Genomic DNA, 16,044 nt, shown 5'->3' on the forward strand with positions numbered 1-16,044 from the left:
GAAACATATGCCCCATAGTATTGTCGGTGATCGTTATCTCGCAGTACCCGCAACATCGACAACCACCACCCAAACAGACTACAAACTCGCTCCGTCTACTCCATAAGGATCTTGACTAATTTCCGAGCAAACTTTTTCGAATAGCTCGCGGAGCAGGTATGTCGCGCCATGAGCAGATAAGTGATTATCGTCATGGTACAGGGAACGCGAACCGTCAAAAACAATGGAATTTCCGTTCGCATCAAAGCAATAGGGCCAAGGGTCAATTACTCTTGGACCTATCACGCGGAGTTCATCGATAATTGCATTCGCCTTATTGTGTCGGTCAGTGTTCCAATCCCTAGACGCTCCGCTGAAATCGCCTCCTTGAATCATCTTGGCTATGATTAGCTTGCTAATGAGATCGCTTGGTTGCGATGGCACCTGCTTCATCACCCAAACACGTACCCCCGCTTTCTGCAGAGATTCAATAGTTCGTCTAAGACTTCTGGCAACCGCTGCTTCTGCGAAGTCAGGCATGCCAACTTCAGACTCAGCATCGACAATTAGCATGTCCTTATCGCCGTTTAATCGGCCTTCGATATAGATGGACCATCTAGCAACCAAGACTACGTCAGCGACGTTGTTTTCCTGAACATACTTGAAAACGGCCCTATTCCAGCGAACGATATCTTGTTTGGGTCTGCCAATGCACCAAGCGTCGAGCAAGGGTGGAAAACCGCCCCAGGCGGCAATAGCACCATTGATTTCTTGCTTCAATAGTGCTTGATCGATCACGTCAACGAGACTTCCAAGATGGCTATCACCCCAAAAGAGCACACTCTGCTCTACAGTGCCCGTTGCTCCGACCGCTGGAAACTCTCCTCTTTCAGCTCCTTCTATTGAGCATATCCCGTTACGAGGAAGCTTACTGTCGGCAATCAACAACGTCTCAGCTGAAAATCTGCTTGGTAGTCCCCGACTCTTGTAAATGAATGTCGATAAACCAGCTACCAGTACAGTTACGACCAAAGCTCCCGTAAAGTAGACGCGTCGTGGCAATAGTCTCTTATTGAGTCGAAAAGGAGTCTCTACGAATCGCCAAGAAAGATACGCCAGAAAAACACTTACTCCTAACAGCGCTGCTCCGGTGATCTGATCCGGACCATCAAACCAACGTCTCCAAATTGCCAAAATCGGCCAATGCCAGAGATACAGCGAATAGCTGAGTAGACCGACAAAGACGAACGGCTTTGAAGCTAACACAGCGGCGGGGAAAGAAAGCCGGAGCGAATTACAATATATCAGCAGAAAGGCTGCGCCGCACGGCACCAAGGCGTTCAGTCCCGGAAACGGCGTTATTGGTGTAAAAAACCATCCGGCAACCAAAATGGCGCAAAGCGAAAGCCAGCTAAGAAGACTCAATAGCCACGGGCGGAGGCGATTTGGGGGGGGGACAAAGCAGATCAGACCTCCGACAAGCAACTCCCACGCTCGTGTCGGCAACAGAAAGAAGGTTGCTGACGGATGGTGTTCCACGCCGTATTGGCTTATCGATATTGAACCAAGCGCGAGTAGCCCAAGAACAAGGAGGGAGATGCGGCGACCAAGCCCGTTAAGGAGCATCAGCAGAAATGGGTACCCTAGATAGAACTGCTCTTCGACGGCGAGCGACCATGTGTGCAAAAGGGGCTTCAAATCAGCGGGACCATCGAAGTACCCTGTGTTTCGCCAGAAATAGATATTGGAAAGCATCAGCTGTTGAGCGATCGTCGACTTGCTGAGATCCGCATAGTCAGCCGGTAGTAGAAGAAAAAATCCGGCAACGAGTACTGAAACTACCATGACCGTCGCTGCGGGAATGATCCGGCGTATTCGACGCACCCAAAAATTTGCGAGGCTGAACTGTCCGGCGTCTTGTTCTTTGAGAATCAAACCGGTAATCAGAAACCCAGAAATGACAAAAAACACGTCCACGCCAATGTATCCACCCGTGAATCCAAGCCCTGCATGAAACAGAAGGACAAGTGTCACTGAAACCGCGCGAAGTCCGTCAATATCTGGACGGTATTTGAAGTCAATCATGGACGCGCAAGATTCGATAGTACAGACAGGCGGGTGTGCAACAGCCCACGACTGGTGGATTCCGGAATCACTTTTTTAGCTTGCTAGATTGCTTTGGTAAAGAGCTTCGAGCTCCTCCGAGGGTTTTGTAGCCGAGAGCCTGATGGATACACACGGTGTTTTCAAGCATCTCGATGTATTCAAACAGACTCGGCTGTGCATGTTGTCGATTGACGCAGGTTTCGAACTTGGTCCACTCATGCTTTAGCAACCAGAAGAGTCGTTCCATCACGGCGGTATCGTAGCGACATCCGGCGTGGCTCATCGAGTACTCGATCCCGAGTGACCGAAGCGTACCTCGATAAACATCGCTAGTAGTCGAAATTGAGAATCTCGATGAGGCCATTGCGGTAGCTGCAGAAATTTCATTCAGGCGGCGTGGTACCTAAGAAGCGTTCGCCGCGGCCTTAGAGCAGTGGACAAGCTGCATCGTCGAACACGCCAGGGCGAGCTACAACAAGAACTGACGTGTCGACTGGTGGAGATTGAGGCGGCTAACCACTCCAACAGCTTATCACGAAATCGAAAACGACTGCCTGCGATTGATCTTCACGTGCTGTCACCCGGCCATGGAACCGAAACGACAGGTTTCGCTGACACTTCGCGAGGCATGCGGCCTGGCGACAGATGACATCGCAAAGCGAATATGAGCACTGAAGGACACAGCACTTGTCGGAGAATTCTGGCTGCGTCATCCAAGCGCATACGCCGAGCTGGATGCTTGCGGTGATTTTCACGAGAATATGCTCTGTCCCTCTGATTCTCTGTCCCTCTGATTCTCGCTGTCCCTCTGATTCTCGCTTCGTCCTGATTCCGGTCCCTCTGATCTTGGTGCGGTGTTGAAGAAAATGACGCAGAGGCGCGAGAGGCGGGGAGGCGCAGAGAAGAGCGGGGGGCAGAGGCGGTGATCGGATTTCTCTGCGTCCTTGCGTCTCCCCGACTCTGCGTTGAATTCCTTACTACGACACGGGCCACCCATCTAGAACTGAGGGACACAGCACTTGTCGGAGAATTCTGGCTGCGTCATCGAAGCGGATACGCCGAGCTGGATTCTTGCGGCGATTTCCACGAGAATATGCTCTGTCCCTCTGATTCTCGCATCGTCGAACACGCCAGGGCGAGCTACAACAAGAACTGACGTGTCGACTGGTGGAGATTGAGGCGGCTAACCACTCCAACAGCTTATCACGAAATCGAAAACGACTGCCTGCGATTGATCTTCACGTGCTGTCACCCGGCCATGGAACCGAAACGACAGGTTTCGCTGACACTTCGCGAGGCATGCGGCCTGGCGACAGATGACATCGCAAAGCGAATATGAGCACTGAAGGACACAGCACTTGTCGGAGAATTCTGGCTGCGTCATCCAAGCGCATACGCCGAGCTGGATGCTTGCGGTGATTTTCACGAGAATATGCTCTGTCCCTCTGATTCTCTGTCCCTCTGATTCTCGCTGTCCCTCTGATTCTCGCTTCGTCCTGATTCCGGTCCCTCTGATCTTGGTGCGGTGTTGAAGAAAATGACGCAGAGGCGCGAGAGGCGGGGAGGCGCAGAGAAGAGCGGGGGGCAGAGGCGGTGATCGGATTTCTCTGCGTCCTTGCGTCTCCCCGACTCTGCGTTGAATTCCTTACTACGACACGGGGCACCCATCTAGAACTGAGGGACACAGCACTTGTTGGAGAATTCTGACTTCGCCATCGAAGCGGAAACGCCGAGCTGGATTCTTGCGGCGATTTCCACGAGAATATGCTCTGTCCCTCTGATTCCCTGTCGTCAACTCGGAGAAACCATGAACCACCATCGAATTTGCGTTCTCACTTCGACCGTCACGCTGCTCGCCATCTGCGTGGCAGTCCATTCGGCGGCCGACGAGCAACAGGCAAATGTGAAGACAGACCAGCAACCTTCGTTTACCCAAGGTGAAGCACAAACGAATATCACGAAGCTCTACCAATGGGCGGGAAACAATCCACGCACGGCAAATGTCGGGACGATCAAATCGGCGAATGGCGATGAATGGACCGTGCCTGCCAAGACGCATTTCCAGTCGGCCACCCAAGCGGCAGACCTGTACAACGAAGCCAATGGATTTGAGCCAGACGGGATTACCGACGTTGATCTTGCAGCGATTCCGGTGATCGACATCGGCGGCGACGAGATATTCACGGCTTACGTCTTTGGCGACAACTATTTCGAGTTTTCCGTAAACGGCAAACTGTTAGCGGTCGATGCGGTTCCGATGACACCATTTAACAGTGCCATTATTCGTTTCAAGACACAGCGACCGTTCACCGTTGCGATCATGGGCGTCGACTGGGAGGAACGTCTGGGGCTGGGTTTTGAAAAGTTTCGTGGCGCTTCTTTTCACCAAGGGGATGCCGGATTGGTAGCGGTTATCAAGGACGCAGCAGGCAAAACCGTTTCCGTCACCGATTCGAGCTGGAAAGCACAAACGTTTTACACGGCTCCCCTTCAGACGAAGGAATGCCTGATACTCAACGGTGCCATTCGGGACAGTTCCCAGTGCAGCACGGATGATGTGGCAGACGGCACTGCTTTCTTTGCTGCCCATTGGCGGATTCCCGAAAACTGGGCCTCCGCCGATTTCGACGATCGCGATTGGCCCAACGCAAAAACGTTCACCAACGATTATGTTGGCGTCGACAACAAACCGGCGTACACGAACTTCACCGACCTGTTCGACGATCCGAAAGCGGATGCGAAGTTCATTTGGTCATCGAGTCTGGTGCATGACAATCTCGTATTGATGCGAACCACCGTTGGCAAGCCGCGGGACTGAATGAGGCGATCGGTCGCTACCGACAAACGACACCAAGCTCGCCCGTGAACCGCGACCAGGCCTACCGAAGACTTGTTCTCTTCCGGATCGCCAGCGGCGGAACGTCCCGCCGTTGGAAGTGATCGACAGATTAACCACCCACCCCAGGCCGCCGAACGTTTCTACGTTGCGGCGTCGTCACCCCAGGTATTCCATGACAACTTTACGAGATCAAACGAATTCGCAGTTCGCGAAGCTGCAGGAAGTGAACCCTGATTTTGCGAACCTGATCGAGTCCCTGTTGGCCCGAGCCCGTGATTTTGGTGAAGGCAAAGATGCGATTGCAGTGGGGCAGCTCGCTCCAGGATTTGTTCTGCCGAATGCCAAAGGTGAAGCGATCGAATTAGCGGCTTTGCTCAGGGGCGGCCCCGTGGTGATCATGTTCTATCGTGGCAGTTGGTGTCCTTACTGCAACCTGCAACTCCGCGCGATGCAGGACCGATTGGCTGACATCGAAAAGCTGGGCGGCCAACTGGTTGCGGTGAGTCCTGAGGTTCCCGACGGATCACTGTCGTTGATCGAGAAGGCGGAACTCAAATTCTCAGTGCTTTCCGACCAAGACGCTCTGGTCGCCGCGCAGTATGGAGTCGCTTGGGAGGTCCCCGAACCGATTCTCAACCACATGCGCAACGACCGCGGTCTTGACTTGACCGAGATCAATGATGGCAATGGCTCCGTGCTACCGATCCCAGCGACTTTCGTCGTTTCACCTGATGGCATCGTGGCATGGCGATACGTCAACATCGACTATCGCCATCGTGCTGAACCCGACAACGTCATCGATGCGCTTCGCAGTCTAAAGTGATGACGGAACTATTTAGTTAGAGGTACTCTTGGACGAGAAGCACTTTCCACCGTAAAGCCCTCCCCTCGTACTCTCATTCTGATGGAGTGCAGTTGCTATACTGTATTAGGACACGAGGCCGGAACAAGGTTCAGGGGACTCTGCTCCCACAAGCCGACGCCCACGTGAGGCGTGCCGCACACGGAATGGCGGTGGAGAGTTTTCGCAAGTGGTTGCCTGGTTTCCGCCGACGGACGGCACTGGCCATTGCGTCATCCCACTGACCCGAAATATCGAATCATATGACCACTGGTAAAACGATCGCCATCATCTTCGCCGCATGTGCTGGCTTGGGCATTGTCGCGATCGGCTTTCTCTGTGTCCTTGCGGCTCCCCGACTCTGCGTTGAATTCCTCTCAACGACTCGGGGCATTGAGATTTGTGGTCCGGCGAACTCTAGGCGGGGATTTCGACTATCGGTGTTGCTGAAGAAAATGACGCAGAGACGCGAGAGGCGGGGAGACGCAGAGAAGAGGGAGGGGCAGAGGCGGTAATCAGTTTTCTCTGCGTCCTTGCGGCTCCCCGACTCTGCGTTGAATTCCTCTCGACGACACGGGGCACTGAGGAAATGCTCTGTCCCTAAATGCTCTGTCCCTAAATCTCCTAAATCTCGTTAATGGAACGGTTGAGCGGATCGCGCTATCACTTCACCAAGGTGAGTGGGGGAGCCTTCCAAGAGCCATCCAGAGCGGCTTCTTTCGGCCAGTAGAGTCGCATATACATCGCGAAAGGCCCTCTCGGGGCAGGCAGCCAGTTCGATTCGAGCTCCTCACCCGGCGACTGGTTCTGGATGTAGATTGTCAGTCCGCCGTCGGCATCCTGCTTTAGCTCCGGCAGCATCGGCGAGTTAATGAGATAGCGGTTGATGGGATTAGCCACCAGCAGGCTTTCCGGAAGCTCATACATCGTCAGCGACCAGAAAGCGTTGACGGGCGGGAACTCCTCAGGTGCGAACCGCAGCGTGTAGCGATTGGCGCCATGGAGCATCTCCCCGGCGGAATCCACTTGGTACACCGGATACATCGCCTCCTGTTCCGAGTTACCGTAGATGCCAATCGTCGCCAACCAACGGTACAGGTAGTTGTTCTTCATAAATTCGCGAGTGCCAAAGCATTCCCCCGAGGTGATCTTTCCTTCCTCAAGCTCTTTGGCTGCTCCGGCAAACTCTTCCCACGCTTCGCTCCGACCTTGTTCGATGGCGGCGTTCATTGCGGGCGAAAGTTTGGTTGGATCGAAAGTCTTGCCGCCCACGATACCGATTTTGGCGAACCGCTTGCGCAGCTCCACTTCACTCGAGTCGACGGGGCAATAGCCCAGCACAAAGTTCATGACATTGAAGAACTCAAGCGAGGTTTTCTGCTGTTCCTTGGTAAGCGGCTTGACCCAATCGACGGCCGGCACGACGTCCGGAGCGGGTGTGCTGAGGAACTCCGATAGTGGTTGGACTCTGTATTGATCCTGGATTTTGATGACATTCTTGATGTCGGCGGGATTGAACAATTGCGTGCGGAAGACAGCAATGTTGAATTCCGTCTCGGACTGAATTACCTCCTCAATGCCCTCCGGCTTTTCGCCTTTCCAGCCCGGCCCGGCGATCAGGAAGCTACCCGCGTCATTGCCGGTGGTGCGACTGCCGGCGTAAGCGAAGTTGAAGGTGTAGGCGTCAATCAACTGGATGCTGTAATAGCGGCTCTTCTCGATCTCCGGTACGGTGATCACCACCGGTTCGGCCCGCAGGTCGAGGCCCGCCCAAGAATACGGCGTATCCGAGTTCGGCGTCTGGACCGCGGTATCCGCCGGGGTATAGACGTTAGGTATGTTTTTGAGAAAGTTCCAAGGGGCCTTGAACGACTTGTCGCTCGTGTCCACGAAGTAGGCGTATTGAATTCGGTAGCTGTCTACCAGCGGATAGCCGTAGACATAGGCCTCCTTGGCAATGGCGCGAACTTCGTCGGGTGTTGGTTCTTCCGCCGAACCCGGCGAGCACAAGACCAGCGTAGCGACCGCTACAAGTAGGTGGGGGATTCTCAGTATTTTCATCGGATAAGTCTCTGCTGATGATTGTGCGGCAGGGTGATTTGTGACTCCGTTGGACCTCTGATCGATGGCATGCATCGCCTGGTCTGGTGTTCAATATCGGAGCCATCCGTTCCAGTCAGATCGAACGAGATTAGACCACCGACCGCTAACAACGTGAAAGCAGAGGTGATTGCCCGATTAGAGGTCGCGAAGACAGGACTGAGTTCGATATACCACCAATTTAGCCGAAGTCACCTCCTACGAACAGGCAAACGTGCGTCAGAAGCCCCCGGACACTCATGTAGCGGGTACGTGCCCATTCTGGCCGCCGCGTCAGCGACACGATGTCGGTTTGTTGTTACCGGGGATGTCTTGAACCGCGGTGTGGGTGAACCGTGCGCAATGGCGGCGACGAGTAGCGGCGTACAGCCATGGACACATTGGGGCCGAAATCGACTGCCTCTGTCCCGAACCCTGTTCCAGTCGCAACCGGTTCACCTCCCGCGGGAACCGGATGCCAGCGAGCACTTTCGGCAATCGAATTTCATTGCAGGGTGCTGGTCTCAACCGAAGCGACAGGAGTGAGTTCAGAGAGGGAGAGTTCAACCTCTTCGAGAATGTCGCCGGAGGGAGTGATCAGTCGGAATGTGACGGAGGCTTCTTCGCCAGACACGTCAAAGGTGAACTCGCCGAATGCTACGAATCGGTTTCCCTGGTCGTCACTGCCACTGTATCCAAAGAGTTGCTCCGGACAATTTTTGACCAAGCCGGACGGCCCCGACACGCCACCGAGCGTAGCAGGTTCGAACTCATAGAACGCGAAATCGGATGGTCTCGGAATCCGAAACCCGCGTGCGCCATGACGATCACCACTGACCAACAGAACACCACCGATCGATTCCTCCTCGATCAGGCTGAAGATTTCCTCACGGGCCTCGCGGTCCCAGATCCCCCAGGAGTCTTTCGCGTTGCTGACGTAGTCGCTCCACATCGTCCCACTACTAATCACTTTGAACTTCGCGGTTGAATTCTTCAGCGTTTCTTTTAGCCAGTCCATCTGAGGCTGGCCGAGATAGGAGCCGTATTGACCACGTTGCCGACCATCGCGACATGAGCGAGTGTCGAGCATGATCACTTCGACCGGGCCAATGCGTGCATTGAAATAGATACCTTCGCGGCTATCGTCCGCGGGTGGATTATTCCAGTTTTCGTGCCAGACCTTCCTGACGTTCTCACGATCTTGCGAAGTGAACTTCCGGGGAATACCACTCAGGTCGTTGTCAAAGTAGTCGTGATCATCCCACGAAGTGAAGACCGGCACGTGGGCGACAAAGTCGCGCCACGGTTTCGAAACGTCTCGCAGTTGATAGTCGGCGCGGTGCATGGCGACCTGGTCGTTGCGATCATCGACTGCGATGTCACCGAGCAACAGCATTGCATGCGGTTGACGATTGGCAATTGCTTGGAACAAATTTGGATTGTGAACGCCGATTTTGTGGCAGCATGATCCGAAGGCAAGCCGAAAGGAGCCCTGAGCGTTGTCCGACGGCGCCGTTTTAAATTTGCCCGACGCGATCGTGCGTCCCTCCGCCTCTACCGCGTAGTCGTAATTGGTGTTGGCCAACAATCCGTCAATTTGAACCCGAATCGTTTCACCGGGACGATGGGGTTGGGCGGAATAAGATTTTCCTGCAACGGTGACCGACAACTGGACATCGGTCGCGGGCCTCATCCAAATGGTAACGCCGTCTTCGCTCAAATCGCCGAGCATGGGTCCGCCCATCAGCAGCACCCCATTCTTCTGCGCGGACGCAACGATCTCCGAATCGGTGAAATCGCCCCGTTCGCTGGTCTCAAAAACATGGCGCGCTTCCAAATAGAACTTCCGTAGATTTTCTTCTGGCCCGCCGTAGCTATCGAGCAGTCGTGTATCGACGTCTAAGGTCCCCTGATGCGCCTCCCGCAGCGTGACTTGGAATGTCGGCTCAATGGCCTTTGCGAAAATGCGTCGGACGGGAGCCAGAACGGTCGCTGACGCGAACAGGAATAGACGACGTTTCATGTTGGTCTCCAAAATCAGGACGAGGGGCGAATCATGAGCCGGTCTTATTATGACAGGTCGACGGCAGGATCGGCAACGCTGCCATCGGCAAGGGTTGCCATCGGCAAGGGTTGCCATCAGCAAGGGTTGCCATCGGCAAGGGCTGCCCCGGAGCGAGTCGCTTGATTCCACGCCTCGGTCGAGGGTGGGTCTCAAGCCGAAATTTGCGAATCGTCTAGCGATTGCGAATCGTCTAGCGATTGCGAATCGTCTAGCGATTGCGAATCGTCTAGCGATTGCGAATCGTCTAGCGATTGCGAATCGTCTAGCGATGGTGATGATCGCGTTGACGACCACAGCAGCATGCGTCACGGTGAAACAAACGCTCAGCGATCCAAGTTAGCCGCCGATTCGGCGTGCGTTCCCACCACCCCTTCGGTTTTCGATGCATTCGGGCGTCGTGATGCCCACGTTGAGAGCGAATTCAATCCGAGCTGCGATCAATCGTGGAAGTTGACGGCATGAGACGGCTGCAGGCGGCTCACGTCTGCAAAAGAAGCCGCTATGATATCCGGCGTTGATACTTTCGTTGTTGTCCACAGCCTTCCCCTCGGCCGCATTTTCATGAGTACTCTTTTTATCGCCGTCGCTTCGGTGATTGCCTTTTTGATCGCGTATTACACTTACGGTCGATACTTGGCGCACCGTCTGTTTGACTTGCGAGATGACGAGGCCATGCCGAGTGTGACGCATCGGGATGACGTCGACTTTGTGCCCACGGATCGGAGCGTGGTGTTTGGGCATCATTTTACGAGCATCGCGGGCACAGGACCGATCGTTGGGCCCGCCCTGGCCGTATTTTGGGGCTGGTTGCCGGCTTTACTGTGGGTGGTGTTTGGTTCGATTTTGGTCGGGGGCGTCCACGATCTCGCCGCCCTCGTTATTTCGATTCGCAATCGAGGCGAGTCGATCGGGCAAGCGGCTGGGCATCTGATCTCGCCCCGCGCGAAGTTTCTGTTCCTGATTGTCTTGATGATGGCGCTATCGATCGTGCTGGCCGTGTTCGGTTTGGTGATCGCCAATATTTTCAAGCTCTACCCCGAATCGGTGTTGAGTGTGTGGGCCGCGATGCCGGTGGCGGTGCTGATCGGATGGGGGGTGATCCGCCGGGGCCGAAATCTAATTCTGCCCTGCCTGGCGGGCTTGATCGTGCTGTACTTGACGGTGTACCTCGGCGCGTATCGCTGGCCCATTGATTTGACGGATGTCTTGCCCACCGGCAGCGTTTATCTCACGCCCATTGTGGTTTGGACGGCGTTGCTGCTTGGGTACGCGTTCATCGCCTCGGTGTTGCCGGTGTGGCTGCTCCTGCAACCACGTGATTTCATCAACTCGCTGCAACTGCTCGTGGCGCTTGTGCTGTTGCTCGCCGGGCTCGCGGTGGCGTCATGGGTCGGTCAAGCGGACCTGATTCGCTCGGCACCAGCAATCGCCACCAACATTCCCAGCGATGCACCGCCGATGTTCCCGTTCCTGTTCATCACGATCGCGTGCGGCGCCTGCAGCGGTTTTCACTGTCTGGTCAGCAGCGGCACGACCAGCAAGCAGCTCAAGAGTGCTTCGGACGCGCAGTTGATCGGCTATGGATCGATGCTCGGCGAAGGCATGTTGGCCGTGCTCGTGATTCTGGCGTGCTGTGCCGGCGTGGGAATGGGCCGTCTGGAGCGAACCTTGGTCGATGGTCAAACCGTTGTCAGTCGCGTGGCACCGGATCTCGAAGCAGATGCCGCGGCGTCGGCAGATCAAGAAGGATCGGCAGCGTGGCGATCCTATTACCAGACCGGTCAAACCACATCGGCGGTTGCACTCGCCGCCGGGGCGACCGGCGACGCGCCAACCGCCGAACCAGGTGGCTGGCGAAAACAAGGCTTGTCCCAAAATCTGGCCGCGTTCATCGACGGGAGTGCCAACTTTCTCTCGGCGATTGGCATTCCATTAAAGATGGGTGTCGCGATCATGGCGGTCATGGTGGCGTGTTTTGCAGCGACGACACTCGATACCGCGACGCGTCTGCAGCGATACGTGATCAGTGAATTATCCGAGTCGGCTGGATTCACACCGGGCACGAACAAGTACGTGGCGACGGCCATCGGAGTCGGTATCGCCATGTTGATCGCGATCTTCGCCGGCGATGCACCGGGAACGGGCGGGCTGATCTTGTGGCCGTTATTCGGCGCGACCAATCAATTGCTGGCGGGACTCGCGCTGATGGTTGCTGTATTCTATCTGGCCCGTCGCAATCGCAGCGTGGCATTGGTTGCGATACCGATGTTCGCCATGCTACTGATGCCAGCGTGGGCGATGACGTTCGACCTGATCGAAAATTGGTGGCCCGCCCGCGATTGGGTTTTGGTTGTATTTGGATTGGTCATCCTGAGTCTGCAAGTTTGGATGGTTGGTGAGGGCGTGGTGCTGTGGCGGCGTGGCGTTGCCGACTCCCCTGCAGCAGACAATCAGGTAAGTTAAAGTTCGCCAAGAGATTCTTCCCCACTACGCAGGATTGAGTAGCCAGATGACTGTTAACGTTGCCATGATTGGACTCGGTTTTGGTTCTGAGTTCATTCCGATCTACCAAAACCATCCCGATGCGAACATCATCGCGATTTGCCGTCGCAATGAAGAGCAACTGCGTGAAACAGGGGACCAGTTTGGAATCGAGAAACGGTACACCCGTTACGAGGATGTCCTGGCGGATCCCGATGTGGACTTCGTGCACATCAACAGCCCGATTCCCGATCATGCCTGGATGTCGTTGCAGGCGCTCGACGCGGGCAAGCATGTCATCTGCACGGTGCCGATGGCGACAACGGTCGAAGAGTGCCGGCAGATCGTCGAAAAGGTCAAGGAGACCGGACTGAAATACATGATGGCTGAAACGGTGGTCTATAGCCGCGAGTTCCTGTTCATTCGAGACATGTACGAGAAAGGGGAGTTGGGCAAGATCCAGCATCTCGCGGCCTCACATCCACAGGACATGGACGGTTGGCCGAGTTACTGGGAAGCGATGATCCCGATGCACTATGCCACGCACGTGGTCAGCCCGTGTCTCGGACTGATGAATTCACTCGCCGAATCGGTGAGCTGTTTTGGTTCGGGACGTGTTCGCGAGGAGATTGCAAAAAAATCAGGCAGCCCTTTCGCGGTCGAGAGTTGCCATATCAAACTGAAAAACAGTGATGTGGCGGCACATATTTGGCGGTTCCTCTACGACGTCGCACGCCAGTACCGCGAAAGTTTTGACGTTTATGGAACGAAGAAGAGTTTTGAATGGACGCTGGTTGAAAACGAACCGCACGTGATCCACACAGCGAAGAAACCGGAGCACGAGATTCCGGAGAAGATCGAAATCCCTGATTTCGCACACTTGCTACCCGAGCCGATTCGCCGCTTTACGCTTCCCGCCGAAATTCACAATGATCAGCATCTGTCGTTTGTTCAGGGTGGCGGACATGGCGGATCGCATCCCCACCTGGTCCACGAATTCGTCAGCGCCTTGGTCGAAGACCGCGATCCGTGGCCCAACGCGGTCACCAGCGCGAACTGGACCTGCACAGGGATCTGCGCCCATGAGTCCGCGATGAAGGGTGGAGAACTGGTGCGGTTGCCTGACTTCACCCAAGGTTAAGCCAGAGCGGCCCCGACGTGTGCCCTCTCGCCGCCCCAGCCATCGTGGATTGGCCTTAGCAGGCTGTTGATTTCGCCGAAGTTCGACCGGCAATCGTGAGCCGAATGCCGTAAGGCATCGGGTAGCACGAGCCGCCCGGTCGCTCACGCAACTCGGCTCAAGAAATCAACACGCCGTTAGGGCGTGTCGCTAACCGAGTCCTCCTGCCCGTCTTCATCTTCCGGCCGGAATCGGTAGGCAGTGTTGGTGCGATCAAAATCCAGATCAGTCAACTTGGCGTTGAGATCGATTTTAGTGATCGCATACTGTTCTTGCAAAACCGGTTCATCGTCTGGCTTGTCTGACCACGAGTACGATGAAAAATAGACCGGCAGTTCGAGCTCGTTGTCGATGTAGACTTTCGCCACCTGGAACTTCGAGTCCGGTGTGTGTTCGATCTGGCTAACTTCGATATGTTGACACGGACGCCCATCGACCTTCGCGTCCGCAAAGTACCGGATCTTGACATTCGCGGGATCGATCTGGGACTCCATACGATCGAGAATCTGTTCGAGCATCGGACGGATGCCGGTTTGCAAAATCGAATAGTTGCTTTTGCTTTTCGCCAAACGCCCCTCGGGGTCCAGTTCGAGCGTCAGGTTAGGCAAACGCGTCCCGCCGCGGCGCACCAAGAGGTCACCGTCGCGTTGGTTTTCGACGTAGAGCACCTCTCGGCCCACCACATCGCTGGGTTTCAGGAATTTCGCGTAGAGACTCTGCGGCTGGATCACGCGATCATCGACCACGCGTCGTTCGCGGATCTTCACCCGAATGTATTGGGCGGGCTCGAGGCCTTCTTCGAGTGTTTCTCGTTTGACGAGCAAGCAGGTGTAGGCATCGATTTCGCTTTCAAATCGGAGCAACGATTTCCGTGCAAACTCAATCAGGGGCTGCAGTGAATCGGGTGGTCGTCTACCCGGGCCGATAAGATCAATGGGCATTGAGGATGCGTCATCGGCTTCCGCATCAGTGAGATCCTCGCTGGACTCGGCTGCGGCCGGTTCGGACGTGTTCACCGATGCGGCCGCGCTTCCGGCGGCGTCGTTCAATGTGGGTTCGTCGGCCGATCCGAGTACTGGATACATGACGACGAGTACGAATAGCGCACTCGCGTATAGTCTGTACAGACGATCAGACAGATTACCAGAGCTCTTTTTGCTCACAAGATTCGTAAACGTCATTGGGTCAAGCCAGCTTGGAAGAGAATGGAACAGGAGTCCACGTATGAGTCTCCATAGTCTGGTTCATTGAGGTGTGCAATCGAGATACCATTTTGCGGACGATAGCAGCGCCACGCCATGCGAAGCAATGCGAAGCTCGCCATCGGACGATGGCGAATAAATCTGTTGGCAACGCACCAAAGGAGTCTGGGCATGGGTTATAATCCGCAATCTCACCCCACGTTCCCACCTCCATGCGATCGGTCCGACGTCTGCCCGGCAGACATTGCCCGCTCGACGAGCACTTCCATTCAAATTGACAGGGCGTCGATACATGCGTTTTTCCCGTTTATTCTGCTTGCTTCTCCTGTTGCCGGTCGGTGTTCCGGTTGTTGGTTCTGCCGGGGCAGCGGCCCCCTCTGCGGCCGATTCGAACGCATCGAAGAAAATCGTGTTCCTGGCGGGTCCTCCGTCTCACGGATATGGCGCCCACGAGCACTATGCGGGCTGTCGACTGCTCGCCGAGGCTCTGCAGGAGGCGAATCCTGGCTACGAAGTCGAGGTCGTCAAAGAGAGCTGGCCCACAAACGGGGTCGAGGCGTTAAAGGATGCCGATTCCGTCGTGGTCTATTGTGATGGGGGGGAACGCCATCTGCTCAACCAACATATCGATGAAGTCGATGGTCTGATGAAAGACGGAGTTGGCTTGGTATGCATCCACTACGGTGTCGAGACGCCCAAGGGAAAGACAGGCGACGCCTTTTTAGACTGGATCGGTGGCTATTTCGAAGCGGACTGGTCGGTCAACCCACACTGGGAAGCGAAGTTTGAGAGTTTCCCGGATCACCCGATCAGTCGTGGAGTCAAACCCTTTGAAATCAACGACGAGTGGTATTTCCACATGCGATTCCGAGACAAGATGGAGGGTGTCACTCCGATTCTGTCCGCCCATCCACCAGAATCCACGATGCGCCGGCCCGACGGCCCACACAGCGGAAATGCGGCGGTTCGCAAAGCGGTCTCCGAAGGCAAGATTCAACACATGGCGTGGGCGGCCGAGCGGGATGGTGGTGGTCGGGGATTCGGATTCACCGGCGGCCACTTCCATTGGAATTGGGCCGATGAAAACTTCCGCAAAGTCATGCTCAATGCAATTGTCTGGACCGCGCACGGTGAAGTCCCCGACGAGGGGGTCAGCACAGCGAATCCGACCGAAGCAGAACTGGAAGCGAATCAGGACGAGCCCAAGCCAAAAAAAAAAGGCTAGAGAAGGCAGCAGCGAGTAAGCCCGGGCCGCAAATCAAACAGTCGGTC

Annotated in this window: 9 protein-coding genes; 5 read left to right on the top strand and 4 right to left on the bottom strand. The window is 55.4% G+C overall.

Annotated features, from left to right (window positions below; genetic code table 11):
- Window positions 1–78: 78 nt before the first annotated feature.
- Window positions 79–2,064 carry an acyltransferase family protein gene (locus SH410x_RS15625; RefSeq protein ID WP_473668659.1) on the bottom strand — a complete coding sequence of 662 codons (1,986 nt, stop codon included), beginning with the start codon at window positions 2,062–2,064 and terminating at the stop codon, window positions 79–81.
- A 1,828-nt stretch (window positions 2,065–3,892) separates the two neighbouring features.
- On the opposite strand from SH410x_RS15625, the gene SH410x_RS15630 reads away from it, so the two are divergent.
- Together SH410x_RS15630 and SH410x_RS15635 are read left to right on the top strand one after the other, a co-directional pair.
- Window positions 3,893–4,903, top strand: coding sequence for a hypothetical protein (locus tag SH410x_RS15630; RefSeq protein WP_473668661.1), 1,011 nt, complete (start codon window positions 3,893–3,895; stop codon window positions 4,901–4,903).
- A gap of 193 nt (window positions 4,904–5,096) precedes the next feature.
- A complete protein-coding gene (locus SH410x_RS15635; RefSeq protein WP_473668663.1) occupies window positions 5,097–5,747 on the top strand; it encodes a peroxiredoxin-like family protein in 651 nt (216 codons plus the stop codon).
- A 681-nt stretch (window positions 5,748–6,428) separates the two neighbouring features.
- Here the strand turns inward: SH410x_RS15635 and SH410x_RS15640 are convergent.
- Window positions 6,429–7,826: a DUF1254 domain-containing protein gene (locus tag SH410x_RS15640; protein WP_473668665.1), complete on the bottom strand. Its 1,398-nt coding sequence runs from the start codon at window positions 7,824–7,826 to the stop codon at window positions 6,429–6,431.
- A 523-nt stretch (window positions 7,827–8,349) separates the two neighbouring features.
- Window positions 8,350–9,867, bottom strand: a complete 1,518-nt coding sequence (locus SH410x_RS15645; protein ID WP_473668667.1) for an alkaline phosphatase D family protein — start codon at window positions 9,865–9,867, stop codon at window positions 8,350–8,352.
- Between the two features lie 603 nt (window positions 9,868–10,470).
- Between SH410x_RS15645 and SH410x_RS15650 the strand changes: the two genes are divergently transcribed.
- Together SH410x_RS15650 and SH410x_RS15655 are read left to right on the top strand one after the other, a co-directional pair.
- Window positions 10,471–12,372: a carbon starvation CstA family protein gene (locus tag SH410x_RS15650; RefSeq protein WP_473668669.1), complete on the top strand. Its 1,902-nt coding sequence runs from the start codon at window positions 10,471–10,473 to the stop codon at window positions 12,370–12,372.
- Between the two features lie 46 nt (window positions 12,373–12,418).
- Window positions 12,419–13,531 carry a Gfo/Idh/MocA family protein gene (locus SH410x_RS15655; RefSeq protein WP_473668671.1) on the top strand — a complete coding sequence of 371 codons (1,113 nt, stop codon included), beginning with the start codon at window positions 12,419–12,421 and terminating at the stop codon, window positions 13,529–13,531.
- 176 nt (window positions 13,532–13,707) lie between these two features.
- On the opposite strand, the gene SH410x_RS15660 is transcribed toward SH410x_RS15655, so the two are convergent.
- Window positions 13,708–14,655 (bottom strand): DUF1571 domain-containing protein, encoded by a 948-nt coding sequence (locus SH410x_RS15660; protein WP_473668673.1) that lies wholly within the window; start codon window positions 14,653–14,655, stop codon window positions 13,708–13,710.
- A 409-nt stretch (window positions 14,656–15,064) separates the two neighbouring features.
- Between SH410x_RS15660 and SH410x_RS15665 the strand changes: the two genes are divergently transcribed.
- Window positions 15,065–15,997, top strand: coding sequence for a ThuA domain-containing protein (locus SH410x_RS15665; RefSeq protein ID WP_473668675.1), 933 nt, complete (start codon window positions 15,065–15,067; stop codon window positions 15,995–15,997).
- Window positions 15,998–16,044 lie beyond the last annotated feature (47 nt).

The organism is Rhodopirellula sp. SH410 (assembly GCF_055811895.1).

Coding starts and splice junctions, on each gene's coding strand:
- SH410x_RS15625 (WP_473668659.1), bottom strand. CDS start 2,064: ATGATTGACTTCAAATACCGTCCAGATATTGACGGACTTCGCGCGGTT.
- SH410x_RS15630 (WP_473668661.1), top strand. CDS start 3,893: ATGAACCACCATCGAATTTGCGTTCTCACTTCGACCGTCACGCTGCTC.
- SH410x_RS15635 (WP_473668663.1), top strand. CDS start 5,097: ATGACAACTTTACGAGATCAAACGAATTCGCAGTTCGCGAAGCTGCAG.
- SH410x_RS15640 (WP_473668665.1), bottom strand. CDS start 7,826: ATGAAAATACTGAGAATCCCCCACCTACTTGTAGCGGTCGCTACGCTG.
- SH410x_RS15645 (WP_473668667.1), bottom strand. CDS start 9,867: ATGAAACGTCGTCTATTCCTGTTCGCGTCAGCGACCGTTCTGGCTCCC.
- SH410x_RS15650 (WP_473668669.1), top strand. CDS start 10,471: ATGAGTACTCTTTTTATCGCCGTCGCTTCGGTGATTGCCTTTTTGATC.
- SH410x_RS15655 (WP_473668671.1), top strand. CDS start 12,419: ATGACTGTTAACGTTGCCATGATTGGACTCGGTTTTGGTTCTGAGTTC.
- SH410x_RS15660 (WP_473668673.1), bottom strand. CDS start 14,655: ATGTATCCAGTACTCGGATCGGCCGACGAACCCACATTGAACGACGCC.
- SH410x_RS15665 (WP_473668675.1), top strand. CDS start 15,065: ATGCGTTTTTCCCGTTTATTCTGCTTGCTTCTCCTGTTGCCGGTCGGT.